The organism is Okeania sp. SIO2F5 (genome assembly GCF_010692685.1).
Lineage (GTDB): Bacteria > Cyanobacteriota > Cyanobacteriia > Cyanobacteriales > Microcoleaceae > Okeania > Okeania hirsuta.
In genome coordinates, this window is sequence record NZ_JAAHGU010000038.1 from 34612 (window position 1) to 56383 (window position 21772).

Consider the following 21772-nt stretch of genomic DNA (forward strand, 5'->3'; position numbering starts at 1 on the left):
GAGTCGGGAATTGATAATTGGAGAGAAATAGTGAATAAAAATTATAGATAGCATTACTCAGCGGCTTTGTTGTATATTTCCTACAGAGTCCCGCATTTCCCACAAATTGATTTGATATACTGCTGAATACCACTGAAATTTAATATATGAAATAATTACCAAATCAATCTGGAGGAACTATGTCAGAAAAATTGACTCTTCTGCCCCATGAATACCCAGACACTACTAATATGATTCTGGAGGATGATACTCCTTTGGATAGTTTTATTAACGAAAAACAACAACGTCTACTTACAACTGTATTTTATAGCGGTGCAGAAATACCTATAAATGCTCCTTTTATCGTTGCTGCTAATGTGGGTTTATTTTCTTATGTCGGAGATTCAGGAATTGTACCTGATGTGTTTTTAAGTTTGAATATTCCTGGTGGCGAACAATGGTGGAAACTTCAAGAATTTAGAATTAAGAATTAAGAATTTAGAATTACCTCTCCTTGAAAAGAAGAGGATTGGGTTAAAAGGAATTTTTTTCTTTTTCTCCATGAATGGAGAGGCTTTATACCTTGATTTTTCGGTAATGTTCGTTCTTATTTATTCTGGGAATTTGGCAAATCTCCGGATATAGTAATTGAAATTGTTTATCCCACTCCAGGCAATGAATTAGGACGTAAATTGACAGACTATGCACAATTACGAATTTCTTATTATATTGTCTACGATCCATTGCAAAAACTAAGTAAAACTTTTGTGCAAGTATTTCAACTTCATGGTAGTTCTTATATTCCTAAAAATGATGCTTGGTTTGCTGATGTCAATTTAGGATTAACTCTTTGGAATGGTGTATTTGAAAATCTGAATGGTGCTTGGTTGCGTTGGTGTGATGAGTTGGGGAATGTGATTAAAACAGGAGATGAAATAGCAGCAGAAAAAAATCTTGAGATATCTCAAAAGGATACTCAGATATCCCAAAAAGATGCTGAAATATCTCAAAAAGATGTTCAAATTAAACAGGCGTTATTATTGGCAATTGAAATGGGATTGAAACTCAAGTTTGGTGATGAATATGTGGGGATATTATCTGATATTTCCCAAATAGAGAATCTGAAATTGTTGGAGGCGATCGCTTCTCAAATTCCCCAGATTTCCTCAATGGATGAGTTGCGAAAACTATTTTCTGAATAGCTCAAAAATACGAACAAGGAATGCCTAATATGGGAGCAAGATGCTCCCACTGCCATTCAAATCCGCAACCCCACACTTTAAATCTTTACTGATTCTTCATAAAAACTGGAGTTTCTTATATTTTATCCGTGATTATAATGAGTTTTTCTCCTTGTTTTTATATGATACTAAATCCGGTTTAGAAGGGAGATTTATTTTCAAGGTAAGGCAGAAAGCAGAAGGATTAGACAGATTTGGAAAAACTAGGTTTTATAACCGGATTTCGCTCCTCATTCGTAAGTCCTGAAAATAATATTACAAATTGTTCCCGATATAGCATTACTATACACGAAATAGAATCAACATTTTTGTCCATCTATCTATCACTGCCTATTTCTCTGAATCAAAATTTTTTTCTGTCGTATTAATAATATCTTTTGCTAATCGCTCGCTAAATCCCACCACAAAAGACAAAGAAAATAGAGACATCCATCTTTGATCTTGCCTCTTTTCGTTATTAATTTCACCAAAGGAAATCGGAATAATTCCGCCCTGTAAAATAGCAAAAATTAAAATGCCAAATGTACCTCCGATCAGAGGCTTATAAAAACCAACTAAGATAGGAATTATTGAGTCTTCATATTGGTGATCGTCTTCAGATTGTTCATAATTACTAAGCCGGGATAAGATACTAACTATGCTACCTAGAGCGCCAGCAGTAAAACACAAATTTCCTAGCCAAACTGTCATTTGAAAATCTTTTATATACATATCTGGTGTTTCATGGCTTCTACTATCAGCATTGAATGAAAGAATTCCTTTTGACTGTAGAGCTTTTTCTAAGTTGTCGCTTCCTGATGATAAGCCCAGTGGAAGTACTATGTATAATGGAAGTCCTAAAATTAACCCTAGTAAAATTTTCAGAATAATCTTAGAAGTAACTCTTCGATAAAAATTAATAGGTAAAGCTAGCCAAAAGTTTTTAATTCTTCTGATTCTAAATTCTCCATCAATTCGCAGTTTTTCAATCAGCCGTTTTTCGGGGTTATGCTGAAAATATTGAATGGCAATACTAAGATTAAATACTAAATTAGCAACCTCTGATTTTTGGTGAATATTTTTAATTAATTTTCCAGATAGATATAGAGTTTTGATGTCTGAGAGTAATATCAAAACTTTGGAAACTTCTTCTTGATTTTCTGCGCTTAATTCCTGGATAAAATTAGAGTCAGTAATTACCTCATTGATTTGGGCGAACAAATCATAAACTTTGGTATCTATTTCATCAATAACCGGAAGATTATGTTGTTCCTCGAAAACTGGCTTGTTTTCCAAGGAATTTAAATCATAATTATCAAAATTATCTTTAGGTTGCATATTTATAGCGATTTTCACAAAGGTAGACTACAAAACTTCATTTTTATGAATGTAGAGTGAGTGAATGTAGAATTCAGAATTATTAAATTAGGAAATTGTAGCAGTTTTCCAGAAATGTTAACTACAAAACTTCTGCCTTCAAGCCAAAATCTTTGTACTCTATATTAATTAAAACTCCTATTATACCAATTTGAAAAAAGAATGTTACGAATAATAAGTGGGATAAAAAGATTTGCTAGGAAATGTCCCTTTGACAAAAAAGAGAATTTACGACCTAAAAACTGGTATTGAACCAATTCCCATACGACTCCTGACTCCTGACTTCCCCTCCTGGGAGGGGGAGGGGCGAGGGGTGGGTTGACTCCTAAGAAATAGCCTAACTATTTGTAGCAAACATTTATCAAATTGGTATTATAGAGAAATAATAATTAATCCCATGGGGGTAGTTTGGGTTGAAGAATTTAGCTTGCTTCCCGCAAAGGTAACCCAACAAAACATGAATGTTGGGTTTATCCTTCAGATAAGCTTTGCTAATGGATAAGTTGCCTTAAGACTAACACTTAACAAAGGCGAACATTTTGAGGTTTACCTCCACTAAATTAACTTTTATAAGAAAGATAGGACTTACGCAGTACAACGTATTTTCGTCATTGCCACCCACAGAGAAGCAATCTCAAATCCCTAGTTTTTCTTGCCTCATGCTTCAACAATTGACAATTAATAATTAACAATTACCCCCTTCTTAAAAAGAAGGGGATTGACTAAAAGGAAAAATTTTTCTTCTCTTGGTCGATTGGATATGGCGTTTAGCTAACGCACAACGCGCGTTAACGCTGCGCGACATGTTTGCGTTTGCGCAGCATCCCGTAGGGAAGCATTCCGTAGGAAAAAGCGGAGCGGCTTTGCCATCCCATCCTACGGAAAGCTCCGAAGATCGACCGCTTTTTTCTCCTTAAAAGGAGAGACTTTAAACCTTAATTGTTCAATTATTAATTATTTGGTAAGTCCTGAAAGACTCAAAATGGGCTGTTCCTTTCTTAATCAATACCAAAAACTTTTTTAGCTTTTTCCCAAAATTGCAGGCGATCGCTATAACCATTTAGACCACCATTAATCAGACGGGTGACTTTTTCAAAGTCTCCTTGGTCTGCATACTCGTTAATATCCCGACTTTGCCAATACCAAGCTGCCACTGCCGCATTCGTATAAGCGTCTTGAACAGCCATTTCCGGGTTGTCTTCTAAAGGCAAACCCAATTCTTCACCGCATTGACGATAATTAGCTCTACCAGTAAGTTGAATCAGACCTCTTCCTTTATATCGTCTGCCATCTCCTGGTTGAGTATTACCTAAATCCTCTCGTCCCTCATAATCTGCACCACTAGCTAATTCTTCTTTATAATAGAAAGAACCGCTTTCATGGGCAATTTGAGCAATAAATGCACAAGTTCTTGCTGTTGTTGCTAAATCAAAATCATTTATAACTTGATTGAGAGGAGCGATATATCTATGAATATCATCATCAGAAGCATCGGGCATAATTGCTTTCAGATTTTCAGCAGTCAATAAATCTGAGTTATTAGATTCTATAATTTCTGCCTGATTTTCCCAGGATAGCTCCCAATGATCGGAGAAAATATACCAGGTTCCAGCATTATGATTGAGTTCAACTTGGTAATGTCCCTGTTCTGCTGGAGAATAATTGAGAACTTCATAAGTTTTTCCTTGAGCAACAGATGTTTTTTGACTCTCAGGAAGTTGAGAAGCTTGAGCTACTGCTTTTTTGAGAACAGTTTGACTAATTGCTTTGATAGTTTCCATTTTTTATAGTCTTGATATTTTTGTGAATGCAACAGGCAACGAGCAACAGAGGGTAGAAACAGAAGAGAGACAGGAGGTAAAGGAGCAAGGGAGTGGAAAGTTGGCAAAGCAATTCCATTAGAAAGCAATCTTAGGGCATTAGAGGTTACTTCCTTCCACTCCGGTCGCAATGATCTAGTCAGATTTAATTAGGCATAAATATTAATGTTTTTCCACCATTGCCTGTTCCCTGCTATCGGCAGAGACAGCATAGCAAAATCTACAAATTCTGAGGTAGTCCTGTTGGTTTTCCTTTAACAGAAACAGTGACTCTACCCCATCCTGCTTGTTCACCCATATCGACCCAAATTTTTCTTAAAAGATCGAAACTGTAAGGATCGTAAGCTGCTTTTACCCCTACCTGGTAAGTATTGCCCGCTCCGTCTCTAATACCATAAGGATCGTGTATGAAAATTTTCTGTTTGTCTAGGTCAAATCCTGTAGCTACCACCATGTGTCCGCTACCTTTATATGCCATACCCATAACTACTGGATATCCTGCTTGCAAGCACTCGATTAATTCATCAATTGAAAGTGTATAGGAAAAATAGGTATCTACTTCAAAATATTGTAAAGCACGAGTATTTGCTTGATGATCGGTAGTATCGCCATATTTATCTAGTATCTTCCCATACATACTTTCAAATTCACTATAACCCTCTGATTTTGCTTTTTCAACAAGATCGGGTCTGAGAAAGGCTAAAAACATTGAACAAGAAGTTAGGTTACATTGTCTGTAACCAGGTCCGTGATAGGCCGTATCGTTATCCAACTGAGAGAAATAGGGAACTTCGAGTTTTTTGAATTTTTCTTTTGTCTGTGTCATTTGAGAAATAGTATTGTATACAAAAAAGTACAAAAAACAGATGGAACAAGAAGTTTAGAGAGGCAGAATACTTTTTGAGTTCCAGTCCGGTTGAACAGTTGTCATTGCGACATTTGTAGAACATTCTATAGAAAATCAATCTCCAGCTTTGAGAGATTGCTTTCCGTTCCGGAATGCTCCGCAAACCTTGAACTCCATTTCAGTCGCAATGACTTTTACACTAAGTAATTATCTGGACTTGATATGATTTGATTAATGCTTGAGTTTTGGGCTGTTTTAGCTCAACTACAGCATAATATTGTCCTCACTAAATAGAAAGCTTGTAATTGCTTTCATTAATTAGACGTTTAAGGAAGCAAATTTCTGAATTATTTTTTTCTTAAAATTCAAAGAAACTTTACTTATAGCGCTGTGCGCAGGGAACAGGGAACAGGGAACAGGGAACAGGGGGAATAAATTGCCGATAATATAAGACTTCTAGCTCTTTTGCCCCTACTACAATTTGTAAATATACCAGCGCTCATTGCTATAGATGTTGTCTGCTTAGGAAAAGCAACTTCTGATGTCATATCAAATCTGCCTGCAATGGAAGTGTTATCAGAAACCGGGTTTGTGGAAAGTATATGTTAGTATAGTGGGGCATTATATCAAATCCGGTTAAACAACCATAGAATGGTTAAGTTAGGAGGAGTCAACCCACCCCCGCCCCTCCCCTCCTGGGAGGGGAAGTCAGGAGTCAGGAGAAGAAAGAATTACAAAGATGAGCGTAGTTATGACGATTGAAGATTTTTTTTATGTCCAATTAAACGGATTTGATATTAAATACAAACCCGGTTTCTCTGCTTTTTTATACCGATACTACCGGATTTGATGTCACTGTCTCACCAAGAACATTTCCCTATCAACCACCCTGTTACAGCCAGTAGAAATATTTTTTTCATCTTACTGGCCACCCCCCCCGATAAAATATTCCCTCAACTCCTTTCGTAATATGTTCCGTGCCTGAGAAATTCGCTTGCAGACATTATCGTAGGAAATATTTTGTTTTTGGGCAATGTCTTGATGAGACAGTTGCTGATAAAAATGCAGGATAAACGTTTCACGCATTCTCGTCGGCAAATTATCAATAGCACGACGAATCACAATCCTTTTCTCTTCTGCTTCTATAAAATAATTTGGCCTTTCTTCAACTAAAACCACTTCTTGCTCCTCAGCAGATGTGTAATCTTCGATATTTTCAACTCTATTCGCACCCCGAATATGTTCTCGATGAATATCCACACAGAGGTTATAAGTCAGTTTTGTCAGCCATGCCTTAGAATTATAAATTTTTGCTGCATTCTTTTGCTTCTTCTCCCAAGCTTTGAGCATTGCCCGACTGAGGGCATCCTCAGCATTAGTTCGGTTTCCGCCCATCCACTTGACACAGCAATAATAAAGATAATCTTCATGCTTTAGCCATTGCTGCCAAAACTCTTGCTCTGTTTTTTCAGTACAATTTAGACCCAATGTAGTAGCTGAAACTACTTTGAGAGAATTTGATACCATAATAGTCAACCCTTAAAGAAATCTATTAGTTAGTTGGAGCAGAACTATAATTTCAAGGGAATGGGTAGCATTCTTGGGAATTGTATGTTATAATTTAACACCATGAAACTTACACAATACGATCTATTTCTGTCCAAAGCTACCGATGGGGTTTGTAGACCAGTCCGGAATAAGTAATCTGAAATCCAAGTTTTTCCTACCTCATGTGTAAGTCATAAAGAGTATCTAATCATCTCTGAAAAGCTGATTTATTCCTAGATAAGTAGTCATGCAAATTTAAGACCGAAAACAATAAACGCTGTAATAGTCTATATTCAAAGAATAGAGCGATTTATTATTACCTTAAAATATGTGTAATTGATTTTGCCTATGTACTTATGTAGGAAAATCTAATTTCTTATAACTTAGTCACCACAAGGTATTTCCATCATTGTGACCGATAGGGAAAATAATCTCAAATCCAAGTTTTTCCTGCTTTATGTGTAAGTCCTGTTTCCTTAATTTATTCCCAGTAGGAATCGTAATCTTAGTTTAGATTTTTGTTCTGTTACTACCAATCACCTTGAAAAAATATCGCGATCGCTGAATAACTTTATTTCTATTTTACTATATCCTGAGTAATATGCCAAAAAACATTTTTAACGATCTTTATAGTCAGATTGATTGGGCAAATTACGATCGCCTACTTTGATCGCTAATCCGATCAATATTCGTAATCTGAATAAGCTTTGTTGAATCAAGGCAAGAGTCAAACTCTTTACTGGAGGAATTAACTAGAATTCCACTTTCTAGCTTTCCAGCTTACCATTCTGTATCATGGAATTGAGCACCGTACACTCTATGAATAAATCAAATCTGCTACTTGATTTTCACGAGATATGCGATGCCCACTTATTTTGATTGTATTCACCTAAGTAATTGAGTACTTTTTGAGGTTCCCGTTACTCAAGCAGCATCAACAAGGCTAGAATATTTAAACATTAACTCTAGACCATCGACACTTTCTGCCAAAAGCATTGATAATTCTGTACTCGTTTAAGGTAGTATATTTTTCCTTTTCTCCATCGGGAAGAAACCTATAGCCTTTAACTTCAAATTTAGGAAGGTAAAGGTCATTATCTAAGAAATCAAGCATTTTATTCAATTCACCAGGTTGCCATAAATCTTTGGCTTGCTGACCAACAATTTTACTCATTGGTTGGTTACTATTAGCAACAATGGCGGCTTGGTTCATCCAAATCACCTCGTTAGTATTCATATCAGTGATAAACTGTGGGTTAACCTCGCCGTAAATATCAATTAGACTTTTACCTAGTTCTTTAATCATTATTTTTTTACCTATAATTCTGATACCTCGTTTTGCTCCACTCCAGATGAGGCGAACCTCACCCCACTTAGTAGCTAATAAAATAAACCAATCTTCATGTTGATTGTAGATAGCAATTACGTCTTCTTTCCTATAATAAAAAGGGGCAATAAAGACGATACCCTGTTTAAAGACGGCTTCAGTCCATCCATTCAGGAATTGAGGCTGATTACCTTTGATATTTTTACTCATCTGCATTTTTTTCTGGGATTGTGTCTGCACCCGGCGTTGCACAATTAGGAATGATGAAATCTGAAAGTAAATATTTTTGGATAATTCTTTCCTCAATATATGTACAGTTGAAAATTTATTATCATTCTTTAATGTGCAATTTCATGCACCCTGTTTAAATACAGCTTTAATCCATCCATTGATAGCGATTTCTTGCCATAAAGATGGTTATAGTAGATGTTTGATTATTTTCAGAGATGTCTATTCAGGAATTGAGGCTGATTTTCGATCTTCTTCCTCATCTGCATTTTGTTCTAGGATTTGATCTCCATAGACTAGATCGGGTAGCAATTCCTGATCGTAATCAATGTATTCGCATATTAGGCTGATGTCTACATTGTTTAAAGTTTGGCCTGAAATTGATTTGATTATCGCCTTTTTTACAAGATTGTCCAAAGGAGGATCGGAATTATCAATTTTGGCTTCAAGAGTTTTTATTCTTGCTTGTTGTTCTGCTAAAGCCTTTTTATAGTCAAAACTTAATTCATGCAGAACATCGTATTCTCTACTCCTAGCTAATCCGCTCTCTATGTAAAACAAGGCCAGACTAACTAAAGTTCGCTCTTCTTGTAAAGCTCTTTCCTCTAGCTGTCTATAGGTTCCTGCGGACATAGTGACAGATATTTTTTCAGACCTTGTTTTTCGATTACTATCGATCATTAGGTGCTATTTGACTGCTATATAGAACTTATATTAATAATAAACTCTAATTAGCTGCTAAAAATGATTATTTAACAAAACTTAATATTTGATTTAGAACTTAATTGTTGGGACTAATATCATGTCCGGTTGAATATGTATAATTAAAGCTTGTAGTAGGGCTTTAGCCCGATAACAGATAGGGGCTAGAGCAATTTTACAAACAAAAACTTTTTGGTCGCGTAAGCGGTTTTCATTTCAGTAGACCACAGTAGGGGCGAATGCCATTTGCTAACGCAAAGCTCCGAATTGCGCCCTTACAGGGTTTTGGTTATGACGATGTGGTTTATCAATCTGAAAAGCGCTGTAAGACGCTCATGCTTATCAATTTCTGAATTTTTTGAGTGAAATTTTCAGAAAAAAATTTTTTCAAATAAAATCCATAGACTGACATAAAAGCTCAAAGATAGACAGAGAAAGACTCTGACAGATGGGGTGAAAAAAAAATTAGTCAAAATAGTCGATTGAAAATTCAGAAATTACTGCTGGGAAGCGTCTATTAGATAGAAGTACCAAACCAAGAAATGAAGGAGACAAATTAATGAATTTTGTCCATCAAGCTATTTTTTCCAGGGAAAAAAACTTGTATCAGTTTTACCCAGAAATTCCTCTACTGCCGGTCGTTGGTGCGCCTTCTGATGCAAACTGGCGACGTTGGTCAATGCTCCACGATGGGTCTGACTATCGTATGTATTGTTTCAACCCACATTCCGCACGTCAAAATGTAGTATCTTAGACTAAGCATTCAAAGCCTTGCCTGATAATAATTATGAAAATCATAGGTAAAAATACATATTATACAGGCTATTAATATCAATTCTCAAAAATAGAGGCTGTAATCCAAATTCTTCGTTAAAAATACCCTTGTAGTATGTTTGTGGTGCGGAATGTGGGTTTCAAGGGTAGTACCAATGATACACTCTATCAATTTATATGGGATGGTAATTCTTATAGATACGGTCATAACAATTCATATCCCAAGTTAAACATAACTGGGATTCCTGATGATGCAGATACCAGTAGCTTCTCTATGCTCTATGGGCAGGAACATTACCGACTCTACTTCCGGCAACTTGGCAACCCTACTAAGCTGTACGAGTTCATCTGGGATGATGCAGATACCAGTAGTTTCTCTATGCTCTATGGTGAGGAATATCACCGACTCTACTTGCGTCAACTTGGTAATCCCAATAAACTGTATCAATTTTTATGGGATCGAGAGGCCGAAAGTTATATCCCTGCTCCCACACTTTCAGTTTCTGGATTTCCAGATGACACGGACTGGTCTCGGTGGTCGATGCTGAATGATGGTAATGATTACCGCATTTACGCATTCAAACTTGGTAGCAACAACGAGTTCTATCAAGGAGCTTGGAATGGTAGCGAGTATAAGTATGGTTACAAATCTGCTAATTGTCAAGTATTGACTCTAGAGAACACTCCGTCAAATAGCAATTTAGCGAGTATGGCAATGTTGCATGATGGTAGTGAATATCGGTTTTATATGCAGACTTTGTAACAATCAAATTGGCCTCCGAATCTAGGGACTAAGACTGCTGGAGAAGTTGGACGTTGGTAACACCTAACCTTTCTGATTTGAGGTGTAACACAGTTGTAACTTAATTGCCAACCTATGATTACACTATTCGGTATTCAGAAGTTGTTAGAGTACTTTTGTAATAACTAACTGCACTTTACTTAATTGTTAGCTGATAGGTTGGGTCTTACTTTAGTAACCCAACCTTAATGATCTGATAACTGAGCGATCGCAATCAGCTCAATCAATAATATCATGTTTGCTTTATTAGCGATCAAAAATATATTCCACCCTCTCTTCACTTTACCTTCTTTTGTAATTATGTACGATATTCTAACTGGACTTGCTTTAAGTCCAAATGCAACTTATGGCTATGACAATAGTATTACACCACAACTTCAAGCCTTATTTAACAATACTTTCAACTACATAGAAAACAGAACCTATTTAGACTTTCAACAAGTAGATTACAATACAGCAGAAATAAAAATTAGTATAGATTCAAATACTCCTTATCTTGGCTATGCTTACTTCCCTGGAGATCGTCCAATCAACAGCGATATTTTCTTATCTGATGAATTGCTATATGTTGAAAATCAATATTTACAACAGTATGTGATATCTCACGAAGTAGTACACGCTATCGGTTTAAACCATACTGTCAGGCAAGATTCTGTTGTGTCGGAAGTCATTGACTTAAATTCACTAAACTTATTCCCTACAGCCTTTGATTTGTGGGCAATAGAAACCAATTATTTAATATCACAATTTTAGGAGTATCGGATTTGATATTAGACAACTAATCTACCAATAGGTGCGTTGCAACGCACCCTACAGAATAACTTAGCTGTTCCCTTTTCCCTACAATAATATCCGGCGATCGCCACTATATCTCTTGACTTTTTTCCCGCACTAAAACAGCAGCATCAACCGCCGAGAAACCAGAAACATCTACTTTCTGAATACTAACTCTTCTTTTTTCTAAATCATAAGTATAAGTTTTGTCATAATAGTGGAGAATTAAATCTGAAGCTGCTGCCAAGTTTCCCTCCCTCAGAAAATTAATCGCTTCTTGCGTCCGTAGACCCCCCAGTCGTCTTCTAATGCGTTCGGTCGCAGCAATCAAATCATTAATATCTGCTTCTCCATAAATTTCGACCAAAAATGCTACTCTTTCCTGACGACTACGACTTATTGAGATAACTTTCGCCCTTTCCATTTGCTCAAAAATTTCCTGGGGAATACAACACATTCCAATACGCTTACTCTCCGCTTCAACCCATAAAACTTGACTCCGGTCGAACTTTGCCCATTCCATCACGATCGCATTCCAAAATTGCTCATTAGTAGGTTGAGGCAACTGCCCCAAAGCACCGAAACTACTACCCCGATGGTTAGCTAGAGCTTCTAAGTCTAACACTTGTTCTCCTATATTTTCCAGAGCAGTCAATATCTCAGTTTTACCACTGCCAGTCATTCCTCCTAGAATAATCATTTTTTGTGGAATCGAAAATAGAGAAAGTGCCCAACGTCGAAACCCTTTGTAACCGCCAATAAGTAGAGCAACATTAAATCCTGCGGTTTCCAGTAACCAACCAACTGCAGCGCTACGCATTCCACCTCGCCAACAGTGAATTCTAACTTGACGGTCTGGAGCTAATACCTTCGCACGGGCAACAAAATTAGCTAATTTCGGACCGACGATCGCTAACCCTAATTCGACTGCTTCATCTTTACCTTTTTGTTTGTAGCAAGTTCCCACCAAGGCACGTTCATCATTATTAAATAGAGGGAAATTAACAGATCCAGGAATATGACCTTGAGCATATTCGCCGGGACTACGAACATCGAGAATGACTCCTGGTGTTTGGAAAAATGCGTCAGGTTTTAGGGATTTTGCCATTATTTAAAGACGGAAGACAGAAGTAGGAAGGAAGAAAGTCTTGAATATTATATTTTATCATGTTTATGTGTAGGGTATTTGCTGAAGTCCTAGATTTTTTATCCCGATATTTTTTCTTCTGCCTTCTGCCTTCTGCCTTTTGCCTTCTGCCTTTTGTTATAGCGATCGCATTCGGCAATAATAAAGAGCCTAGTTTCATAGAAAAACTAAGCTCTTGGTAGCATAACCTAAATATCATTGAGCTACTCTAAGACAAAATGTAGAAGCAAGTATTTAAAATTAAGAAATATATTTCAGCAATAATATCAAATCCGGTAGCATCGGTATAAAATCTTTTGAAGTAGGAGTCAGGTAGGGGAACCGTCGGATTGGCGACGTACAGGAGTCAGGAGTCAGGAGGGAAAAAATTTATGAAGATTTGGTAATGGTGAAGATAAAGAATGTTTTTATACCGAATTAAACGGATTTGATATAACCCGTAATATCCTCTCCACAAACATCCGCTAGAAAAGTTAAAGCGCGAAATCGTAAGCCGATAAATTGGTCATACAAAGGATTCAGTTTACACATTGCAGGAATATGAAACAGTAGATGTCCGAATAGTTTCACATCTCTCTCAAAAGGACATTGAGCTGGGATCAATTGACACAGCAAATGTGCTATTTTTTGATTATTTATTTCTACACGATCGAGATATTCGCGAATTGGTTGCAGTAGTTTATCTAGGTAGTTATGGTTTGTTTGAGCAGCTTGCTGTGAAATACTTGTAATAGAACTCATAATTAGATCATCCTATATATCAACTCTATCAATATATTTTCAGTCTAACTTTGATCTCACTTTCTTGTATAGCCAATTTGGCCTGATTTTGCAAACTTTCACAATTACTTTAATTTTTATCCTAGTATTGTGAAGATTAGATGAAATCTGTTGATATTTGTTTAAAATAACTAGCTTTTATCGCCAAAATTTGTTATTCCAAAAATCAAATCATTGAAGCTAAAAAAATTACTGTTATTCGCACTTTAGCAGAATATTCAGTAGAATTACGTTAAAAAATAGTTATGGAAATAATAAATATTGATAAATTGTTATCTAATATACTGTTTTTATAATCTCAATTGCTTCTGAATAAATATATTGACCTCGAGACAAATATCGTGAATTAATATCTAATTAATAAATCCTTGGAATTAATTTTTTTACCCGTTGTTGATAATCTGAATATTCTGGATATTTTTCACTTAACCAGGTTTCTTCTTGCCTTGCTTTCAAGTCAAGAAACAAAAAAATCACAATAACAGCTACAAAATGAGACAAACTAAGTTGAAAAATGCTCCAACCGAGAGTCAAGAAAATTAAACCGCTATACAAAGGATGTCTAACAATGCCATAAACTCCTGTTTGCACTAGCTCACCATCTACTCTTGGATATGGCAAAGGTGTCAGATTTTTGCCTAAATCTAATAATCCTTTCGCAATCAAAACTAATGCAGCGATCATAAAAAGTGCTGCTACGATCCAACAAGAGTATATTAATTTTGGCAATTCTAAACTAATTCCTGGTAGGTGATATGTAGGCAAAAAAATAAATCCTACCAGCAATAAACCTTGAATTAATACCAAATATTCACCGCGTTTGCCACTGCGCCACCCATCTCTGGTAAAACCGCAATTTGTAAGTATTTTCATGATTATATTTTTAGAATTTTTTTAACGTCGCCAATAAGGTCGCCCTTTCCAGAAAACTCCTATAGCTAGACTTATTAATGAAGTTCTAGATGCACTAACTAATACAGCAGGGAGAGGAAATAAAGACTTGAATAATAATCCGATAAATAAACATAAAACTAGCGCCCAAAGACTAGAATTATTCAGTAACCACTGCTTTTGCCAGAATTCTAATAAATAAACTGCTAACGCTCCCATTCCTACTGCTGCTCCTACAGGTATTAATACCCCAAAAATTGGAGAGGAAAATAGCATACTCAATGGTTTCAGGATAACAACAAAATAAGTGAAGCTTAAGATTAATAATACTTCTGTTGCTACAACTGCCAAAATAGCAATGAAACTTACTAAAAATAGTTCTTGCCAAGGTAAACTTTTCAAACGTTGCCAAATATTATTCATGTTTTAAGTTGATAGAATTAGGAAAATTGAGTTAATCTACAATTAGATATCTGTGGATAAAGTTTAAAACTGCTTCTAAACCAACTTTTGTTTTGAGATTCGTAAAGACAAAAGGGCGATCGCCTCGCATCTTTTTAGTATCTTTTTCCATAATATTCAGGTCTGCTCCTACATGGGGAGCAAGGTCAATTTTATTAATTACAAGTAGATCGGATTTAGTAATACCTGGACCTCCTTTTCTGGGAATTTTATCACCGGCAGCTACATCAATTACATAGATTGTTAAATCAACTAGCTCGGGACTAAAAGTTGCTGCTAAGTTATCACCGCCACTTTCGACAAATACTAAGTCTAGATCGGTAAATTTATTTTCTAACTGCTCAATAGCAATGAGATTAATAGAAGCATCTTCCCTGATAGCTGTATGAGGACAACCACCTGTTTCTACTCCTATTATACGGGAACTATCTAATGCTTGACTTCGCACTAAAAATTGGGCATCTTCTTGGGTATAAATATCATTGGTGACAACTGCAATATTATATTCTTGTCGCATTGACTTACATAAGGCATCAACTAAAGCTGTTTTACCTGAGCCTACCGGGCCAGCTATTCCAATCCGAAAAACATTCATAAATTACTAATTGTTAATGGGTATAGCAGAAGGAAGAAGGAAGAAGGAAAAAGAAAAAAGAAAAAAGGAAAAAGGAAAAGCATTTCAAATAATAGTTTAGCAGGCTATTCATTAAAATACAGTAGATTCCGTAGTAATTAAGTACCTCACGGGCAGCGGGAAGTTCTGTAAAAGTTTACCGAATAATTAATAATTAAATAATTCAGCTTTAAATCCTCCCCTTTCAAGGGGAAAAAAGAAATTTTTTCCTTTAGGGTCAATCCTCTTCTTTTCAAGGAGATGTAATTGTTAATTGTTAATTATTAATTATTAATTATTAATTGTTGAACTACCACCTCAAACCTAACTTCTAAATAATCTAGTATATTGAACTTCGTGAACCATACTTGCTAGAGATAATCCCCAACTACAACTATTTAACTCATCATCTTTTAATTTGAGGATTTCTTCGGCACTCAAAACTATTTGATTTTGCAATTCCCATAATAACTTTTGTCCTACTGTTTGACCTAGAGGAATTAATTTGACACCAGCATTAACTAGATTAGTTGCCCAACTATGTAGATAACCTAAAATTGCAGTTTCAATCTCAATTTGCCAGCTAGCAGAAATTAGACCATAAGCGATCGCAAAGTTACAAAAATCTGTTTCTGTTTCGAGTTTTTTTTGGACAAAACTCATTAATTCTGTTGATAAATCTGGCTGAATATTCGTAAATAAACGAATCAAAGTTCGACCCATTTGTAAACTTTGCAGACGCAATTCTTCTGTCTCTTTAACTGCCGTTGCCCAATTATTCCAATTATTTAAAAGCTGTAAATTTCCTGAATTAGTTTCCAAATAAGCTCTAACTATTAATGCTGCTTCTAATCGAATACTTCCAAATTTGAGACAATCTATCAACCAATTTTTGAGACTATCATAATCGGAAATTTTTCCTGTAGTTACTAATACTTCAATACCTTCTGAATAACTATAAGCTCCTACTGGTAACGCCGGACTTGCTAACTGTAAAAGACATAAAAGTTGGTTTTCTCCCTGGTTTTGATAGTGCATTATTTCCGGTTTATAAAACAGACATATATATGGTTTGCTATCTCTTGCTTAATGACCATGACCATAAGCTCCTATTTCTGGTTGAAATGGAGAGATTTCTTCTATAATTTCCATACCTAATTGTTCCAGCATAGCTTTTAACACTGGGTCTAGAGATAACTTTAAATTGGTAGGAGTAATTTCTATTGGTATATGTCTATTACCTAAATGATAAGCTGCCCTGAGTAAATCTAAGGAAGTTTTCCCTGTTATTCTCAGGATGGGTTCTGGTTTAGCAATTATTCTGACTATAAACTCACCCGTCTCATTGGCCAGTAAGTCGCGATCGCGCAGCACTGTTCCTCTAGACAAACGCAGATGTAAAATTTCTCCATTCTCTGTATCAAAACGATAGCGACTCCTGGTCCGTTGTACTGCAGTCAGAGGTAAAGTCAAACAAACTACTGCATTTTGGTCAGCAGCTAAACGTTGGGTTAAAATTACCATTGTCAGTCATGGGTTTATTGACTACTTGTTCGCTCTTGTTGAAGACGGAGCAACTCAGTTTGAATTCTTTCTCGTAAGGTTTGATTAATCTTTTGAGCCATTGTAATCTGATTAAACAGAGTAACGGTCATATCATTACTATCAATAATTTTTTTAGCTTGATTGCAGTAATTCACGGCAATTACTTGAATATTTCGTGGTAGATCGTTAACAGTGTTTTTCTGATTGCAAATAATTGGAGGAATAGATCCTCCTGGACTTTGTTTTTGAAATTCATTTTGAATTTCTTGATAAACTCCTATTCTTAAGTTTTCAATTTGTAAAACTGTAGTACTATATTTAGTTATTTCTTCATCTGTAAAGTTTGCTTCTTGTTCTTCTTCTGTATCTGTAAAAGATTCCTGAGCGTAGACAGCTCTATCAAATACAGGAATTAATGAGTTAGATAACCTAGTAGGTATTACACCCATCATTAAGCCTAATATAGATAGAGTTACTGCTGATAAAGACTGGGACATTAGTCTATGGGGATATAGTGGAACAGTACGAAATAAAGCTTTAATCTTCATAATCTGTGATAACGAATAAAATTTAAACTATCTAAATACTTACGAATTATTTTAGTCCGAGAAAGTTCCTAATTACTTAAGAGTTTCTAATGAAAGTGGAAAAATTAAAGTTATTTATAATACAGCACATCATCTGTGTTTGATCCAAGAATTTGTAATTTTTAGGAACTAGATATTTTATTCAATAGGTATATTTTAAATATAAAGCTCTGGGATATGTAATAGCTGTAGGCCAATTGGGAATTCTACTTATAGAACCCATTTGAGATATCTTTAAAAAGAGGGATTGCACATTAATGATAATAGATTTTAAACTGTACATATATTGAGGAAAGAATTATCCAAAAATATCTACTTTCGGATTTTATCATTCCTGATTGTGCAACGCCCATTTTCTTTGTTCTTGCACAGCTGTGGAGACTTCTGTCAGAGCAGTTTGATTTGGGTGATTTTTGTGTAAAAATCTAGGGTTTTTGCCCATTACTTCTGCTTTTGAATAACCAGTTATTGTTTCAAAGCCTTGATTCACATAAACTATAGGATTATCTGTTTGAGTAGAGTCAGTAATCATTATCCCATTTTGACAAGCATCAATTGCTCTGTGTAATAATTGTAATTGCTCCTCATTTTGTTGATGTTCTGAAAGCTCTTGTTTGAGTTTAGTGTTTTCTTCTTTCAATTTTTGTTTTTGTTTAGTCATCATCATTTGATTTTCTACACGAGCCAATAATTCTTCTATTTGTAGTGGTTTAGTAATATAATCTACTCCTCCCACAGAAAATTCTTTTACTTTATCTACAGAACCGTTGATAGAGCTAACAAAAATGATAGAAATATCTTTCGTTTTAGGGTTTGCTTTTAACTGTTGACAAACTTGATAACCATCTACTTGTAGCATCAGAATATCTAATAAAATTAAATCTGGCACTTGTGATTGGATAGTTATTAATGCCATTTCTCCATTGGTGGCTTCCCTTACTTAATACCCTTTTTCAGAGAGTATTTTAGCTAAAATTCGGAGATTATTAGGTTGGTCGTCCACTACTAAGATATCACCCAAAAATTCTTTAAATTGATTGTTATCCATAATTTTAAGTATATACACTGAAATTAGTAATTTACTCTAACTAAATCCATTGAAATATTTCAGTAAAATTATCTAAAATAAAGATAATTTTTTCACAATTATTATTATTTAGTAGGTAATTATTATCTACTAAGTCATAGTTAGTAACTATTTTACCTTAATAATTTTCTAGATCCAATACTTAATTAATTGAGTCTCGATTTGGGCAAATTAAAAACTATAGCAATCCTATTTTATTCCTGTCAAAAATCTTACTGCTTTTTAGGGAACACTTAACTGGGAACAGGGAACAGGTAAGAGTTTCAGTTTTTTTATTTACTTTTTGATTACCCGCAATCTATTTAGGATTGCTATAGAGAATATTTTAACTCTTAAATAAAATTGACAAAATCATAGTATTGTTATATAATTTAAATAAATTTTAAATATAAATATAAATTAACCTAATTATTAATACTTAGTTTCTAATGAGTAATAATGAGTAATATTGTACTAGATGTTCGCGACCTTAAAGTTCAATTTACAACAGAAGAAAAACTACTAAAAGCTGTTGATGGTATATCTTTTGCAGTCAAACGAGGGCAAACTCTAGGAATTGTAGGGGAATCAGGTTCCGGAAAATCTGTTACATCTCTGGCAATTATGGGTTTATTACTAACTAAATCTTGTCAAATTAACGGTGAAATTTGGTTCAATAATTCTGCTAAAAATGAACAAAATTCTCAACCAATAAATTTATTACAGTTACCAGCAGAGCAAAAACAAGAATACAGGGGTGGCGAAATAGCCATGATTTTCCAAGAACCTATGAGTTCTCTTAACCCTGTTTATACCATTGGATTTCAGTTAACAGAAGCTATTAGATTTCATCAAAATGTTTCACCAACAGAAGCACGACGTCAAGTAGCATCTCTACTTCAAGAAGTAAAACTTCTGCCTAATGATGAAGTGTTGCGACAAAAATCTATAGAAGAAATAGCAGAAGAAGGAAGAAGCGGTGCGACCCCGCGACGACGCCAGTCGCAAGGGAATGCGCACCAAGAGAGGAATAAGGAAGAAGGAAGAAGGAAGGAGGAAGAAGGAATAAGGAAGGAGGAAGAAGGAATAAGTAGTGGTACAAGCGAACGCGAAATTATGCTACAAGTCAACAAAAAAAAGCTGGCCATGCTAGACCGTTATCCTCACGAACTTTCTGGCGGTCAGTTGCAAAGAGTGATGATAGCAATGGCGATTTCTTGTAACCCCACTTTATTAATTGCAGATGAACCTACAACAGCTTTAGATGTTACAGTCCAGGCGAGAATTTTAGAATTACTCCGGGAGTTGGGACAACGCAGAGGAATGTCAGTTATATTTATCTCTCACGACTTAGGAGTAATGGCTGAAGTTGCGGACACTATAGCAGTAATGTATCAAGGTAAAATAGTTGAGTCTGGCGAGATCGGACAAATATTTACTCAACCACAGCATCCCTACACAAAAGGTTTATTAGCTTGTCGTCCTCCCCTCCATGGAAAAATTTTGCGCTTGCCTACTGTTTCTGATTTTATGGAAGAAGTAACAAACTCAAATGGCGAAATTGAAATTAGGGAAAAAAAGATAACAGTAACAGCAGAAAAACAAAATGTAGATTTGGCAAAACAAACAACTCCCCAAACAACAGAAAATTCAATTTTACAAGTTAATAATTTGCGAGTAGGATTCCCAGTTAAAGGAATGTTTGGTCAAACTAAACGTTTATATATGGCAGTTAATGACGTTTCTTTTGCAGTTGCTCCTGGTGAAACTTTGGGTTTAGTGGGAGAATCTGGTTGTGGTAAAAGTACCTTAGCTAGAGCAATACTACAATTGATTCCGATTACAAGTGGACAGGTGTTTTTTGAGGGTCAAGAAATAACAAACTCTCATAGAGGTAGGTCAGGAATTAAGCAATTGATACGGAGGTTACGACGGGATATGCAAATTATTTTTCAAGACCCCTTTAGTTCTCTAGACCCTCGTTTAACTGTTGGTGCTGCAGTAATGGAACCAATGTTAATTCATCGAGTAGGCAATAATTCCCAAATTAGGCGCGATCGCGCAGTATATTTATTAGAAAGGGTAGGATTAACTGCTGATTCATTAAATCGTTATCCCTATGCTTTTTCTGGTGGTCAACGTCAACGAATTTGTATTGCTCGTGCTTTAGCTTTGAATCCTAAATTGATTATTTGTGATGAATCTGTTTCAGCTTTAGATGTATCGGTGCAAGCGCAAGTTTTGAATTTGTTTAAAGAGTTGCAAGATGAGTTTGGTTTAACTTACATATTTATTTCCCATGACTTGAGTGTAGTTAAATTTATGAGCGATCGAATCATGGTAATGAATCAAGGTAAAGTTGAAGAAATTGGCCTTGCCGAACAAGTTTATAATCAACCGCAACGAGAATATACGCGACAACTTATTGCCTCTATTCCTACTGGAAATTTAGAGAGGTTTAAGGTTTCGTAACTTGAGGAGTCAGGAGTCAGGAGTCAGGAGTCAGGAGGTAAGAAAGAAGGAAGAAGGAAGGAGGAAAAAGTTTTTTGGTCGCGGAGTGGTGTTCTTAATTTAGAGGAGTCAGGAGTCAGGAGTCAGGAGTCAGGAGGGAAGAAAGAAGTTGGGCAATACTTCAGTTGTCAACCGATCAGTACAAGCAAAATCACTTTGTATGCTAATTTTAGCTTGCGTTAATGTTAATTATTCTTATGTTTGCTTCTCCCTGTACGGACGTTGCATGCAACGTTCCTACCTACTCCCCTGCTCAACAAAATGTATAGCAATGTGCGCTTGCATATTTACAAATTACCGAAAAATTGTGGTTTAAAGCCTCCCCTTTTAAGGGGATAATAAAGAAAAATTTTCATTATTAGTCAATCCTCTTGTTTTCAAGGAGAGGTAATTATTAATTATTAATTATTAATTGTTGAAAAGAACTGTCCAATAGCTAAAAGTTTTATCATTTTCTTTGTGGGTTTAATACCCCACCGTCAACGGGGGTGTTCACGCATTACTTGGGGGAGCGAATCCCCATGTAATTTTCCTCCTGTCTCCTGTCTCCTGTCTCCTGTCTCCTTCTTCAAACTATCAGTTTTTTATTCCCCCTGTTGCCTGTTGCCTGTTGCCTGTTGCCTGTTGCCTGCGCACAGCGCTATTATAAAAAAGAACTAACACATAACAGATGAAATAATTATGATTGAATGGTTAATTGCTTGGGGGGGTAGTGAAGCGGTTAAATTTATTGCTCAGGAAGTTATTGGAGAATTAGCTAAGGGTACTGCTG

Annotated in this window: 21 protein-coding genes and 2 pseudogenes; 6 read left to right on the top strand and 17 right to left on the bottom strand. The window is 35.7% G+C overall.

Translation table 11 applies throughout. The features are described from left to right. Positions 1-179 precede the first annotated feature (179 nt). Both F6K27_RS14740 and F6K27_RS14745 read left to right on the top strand, forming a co-directional pair. Positions 180-473, top strand: a complete 294-nt coding sequence (locus F6K27_RS14740; protein ID WP_287276891.1) for a hypothetical protein — start codon at positions 180-182, stop codon at positions 471-473. Between the two features lie 138 nt (positions 474-611). Then, positions 612-1181, top strand: a pseudogene (locus F6K27_RS14745) (Uma2 family endonuclease); the annotation flags it as partial. Between the two features lie 369 nt (positions 1182-1550). Here the strand turns inward: F6K27_RS14745 and F6K27_RS14750 are convergent. The 6 genes from F6K27_RS14750 to F6K27_RS14775 form a co-directional block, all read right to left on the bottom strand. Then, positions 1551-2537 (bottom strand): hypothetical protein, encoded by a 987-nt coding sequence (locus F6K27_RS14750; protein ID WP_287276893.1) that lies wholly within the window; start codon positions 2535-2537, stop codon positions 1551-1553. Between the two features lie 1037 nt (positions 2538-3574). Further along, a complete protein-coding gene (locus tag F6K27_RS14755; RefSeq protein ID WP_287276896.1) occupies positions 3575-4357 on the bottom strand; it encodes a glycoside hydrolase family 19 protein in 783 nt (260 codons plus the stop codon). A gap of 259 nt (positions 4358-4616) precedes the next feature. Next, positions 4617-5222, bottom strand: a complete 606-nt coding sequence (locus F6K27_RS14760) for a C39 family peptidase (RefSeq protein ID WP_124145429.1) — start codon at positions 5220-5222, stop codon at positions 4617-4619. A 942-nt stretch (positions 5223-6164) separates the two neighbouring features. Then, entirely contained in the window at positions 6165-6770 is a 606-nt protein-coding gene (locus F6K27_RS14765) for an RNA polymerase sigma factor (protein WP_287276897.1), read from the bottom strand. Between the two features lie 973 nt (positions 6771-7743). After that, complete coding sequence (locus tag F6K27_RS14770; RefSeq protein WP_124145433.1) at positions 7744-8334, bottom strand: hypothetical protein; 591 nt, start codon at positions 8332-8334, stop codon at positions 7744-7746. 234 nt (positions 8335-8568) lie between these two features. After that, entirely contained in the window at positions 8569-9027 is a 459-nt protein-coding gene (locus F6K27_RS14775) for a hypothetical protein (protein ID WP_287276901.1), read from the bottom strand. A gap of 580 nt (positions 9028-9607) precedes the next feature. Between F6K27_RS14775 and F6K27_RS14780 the strand changes: the two genes are divergently transcribed. The 3 genes from F6K27_RS14780 (at position 9608) to F6K27_RS14790 (ending at position 11377) form a co-directional block, all read left to right on the top strand. After that, complete coding sequence (locus F6K27_RS14780; RefSeq protein ID WP_287276902.1) at positions 9608-9802, top strand: hypothetical protein; 195 nt, start codon at positions 9608-9610, stop codon at positions 9800-9802. 135 nt (positions 9803-9937) lie between these two features. Next, positions 9938-10585 carry a hypothetical protein gene (locus tag F6K27_RS14785; protein ID WP_287276904.1) on the top strand — a complete coding sequence of 216 codons (648 nt, stop codon included), beginning with the start codon at positions 9938-9940 and terminating at the stop codon, positions 10583-10585. 339 nt (positions 10586-10924) lie between these two features. After that, positions 10925-11377, top strand: a complete 453-nt coding sequence (locus F6K27_RS14790; RefSeq protein WP_287284366.1) for a matrixin family metalloprotease — start codon at positions 10925-10927, stop codon at positions 11375-11377. 112 nt (positions 11378-11489) lie between these two features. Here the strand turns inward: F6K27_RS14790 and mnmH are convergent, their stop codons facing one another. The 11 genes and pseudogenes from mnmH to F6K27_RS14845 all read right to left on the bottom strand — a co-directional run. Then, positions 11490-12506: a tRNA 2-selenouridine(34) synthase MnmH gene (gene mnmH, locus F6K27_RS14795; RefSeq protein WP_287276905.1), complete on the bottom strand. Its 1017-nt coding sequence runs from the start codon at positions 12504-12506 to the stop codon at positions 11490-11492. Then, entirely contained in the window at positions 12484-12705 is a 222-nt protein-coding gene (locus F6K27_RS14800) for a hypothetical protein (protein WP_287300883.1), read from the bottom strand. The genes mnmH and F6K27_RS14800 overlap by 23 nt, the downstream gene beginning before the upstream one ends. Positions 12706-12962: 257 nt before the next feature. Continuing rightward, a complete protein-coding gene (locus tag F6K27_RS14805; protein WP_124145437.1) occupies positions 12963-13286 on the bottom strand; it encodes a Mo-dependent nitrogenase C-terminal domain-containing protein in 324 nt (107 codons plus the stop codon). 396 nt (positions 13287-13682) lie between these two features. Continuing rightward, complete coding sequence (locus tag F6K27_RS14810; RefSeq protein ID WP_287276906.1) at positions 13683-14198, bottom strand: isoprenylcysteine carboxylmethyltransferase family protein; 516 nt, start codon at positions 14196-14198, stop codon at positions 13683-13685. A 21-nt stretch (positions 14199-14219) separates the two neighbouring features. Then, positions 14220-14639, bottom strand: coding sequence for a peptide chain release factor 1 (locus F6K27_RS14815; protein ID WP_124145439.1), 420 nt, complete (start codon positions 14637-14639; stop codon positions 14220-14222). A 31-nt stretch (positions 14640-14670) separates the two neighbouring features. After that, on the bottom strand, positions 14671-15273 hold the full coding sequence (gene ureG / locus F6K27_RS14820) for an urease accessory protein UreG (RefSeq protein ID WP_124145440.1): 603 nt from the start codon (positions 15271-15273) through the stop codon (positions 14671-14673). A gap of 342 nt (positions 15274-15615) precedes the next feature. After that, entirely contained in the window at positions 15616-16329 is a 714-nt protein-coding gene (locus F6K27_RS14825; protein ID WP_287276907.1) for an urease accessory protein UreF, read from the bottom strand. 48 nt (positions 16330-16377) lie between these two features. Further along, entirely contained in the window at positions 16378-16815 is a 438-nt protein-coding gene (gene ureE, locus F6K27_RS14830; protein WP_287276909.1) for an urease accessory protein UreE, read from the bottom strand. A gap of 14 nt (positions 16816-16829) precedes the next feature. After that, positions 16830-17384, bottom strand: a complete 555-nt coding sequence (locus F6K27_RS14835) for a DUF4168 domain-containing protein (protein ID WP_124145443.1) — start codon at positions 17382-17384, stop codon at positions 16830-16832. Between the two features lie 367 nt (positions 17385-17751). Next, positions 17752-18090, bottom strand: coding sequence for a PAS domain-containing protein (locus F6K27_RS14840; RefSeq protein ID WP_338043198.1), 339 nt, complete (start codon positions 18088-18090; stop codon positions 17752-17754). 18 nt (positions 18091-18108) lie between these two features. Continuing rightward, positions 18109-18351: pseudogene (locus tag F6K27_RS14845) on the bottom strand (response regulator); the annotation flags it as partial. A 597-nt stretch (positions 18352-18948) separates the two neighbouring features. Between F6K27_RS14845 and F6K27_RS14850 the strand changes: the two are divergent. After that, positions 18949-20961 carry an ABC transporter ATP-binding protein gene (locus tag F6K27_RS14850; RefSeq protein WP_287276910.1) on the top strand — a complete coding sequence of 671 codons (2013 nt, stop codon included), beginning with the start codon at positions 18949-18951 and terminating at the stop codon, positions 20959-20961. Positions 20962-21772: the final 811 nt, after the last annotated feature.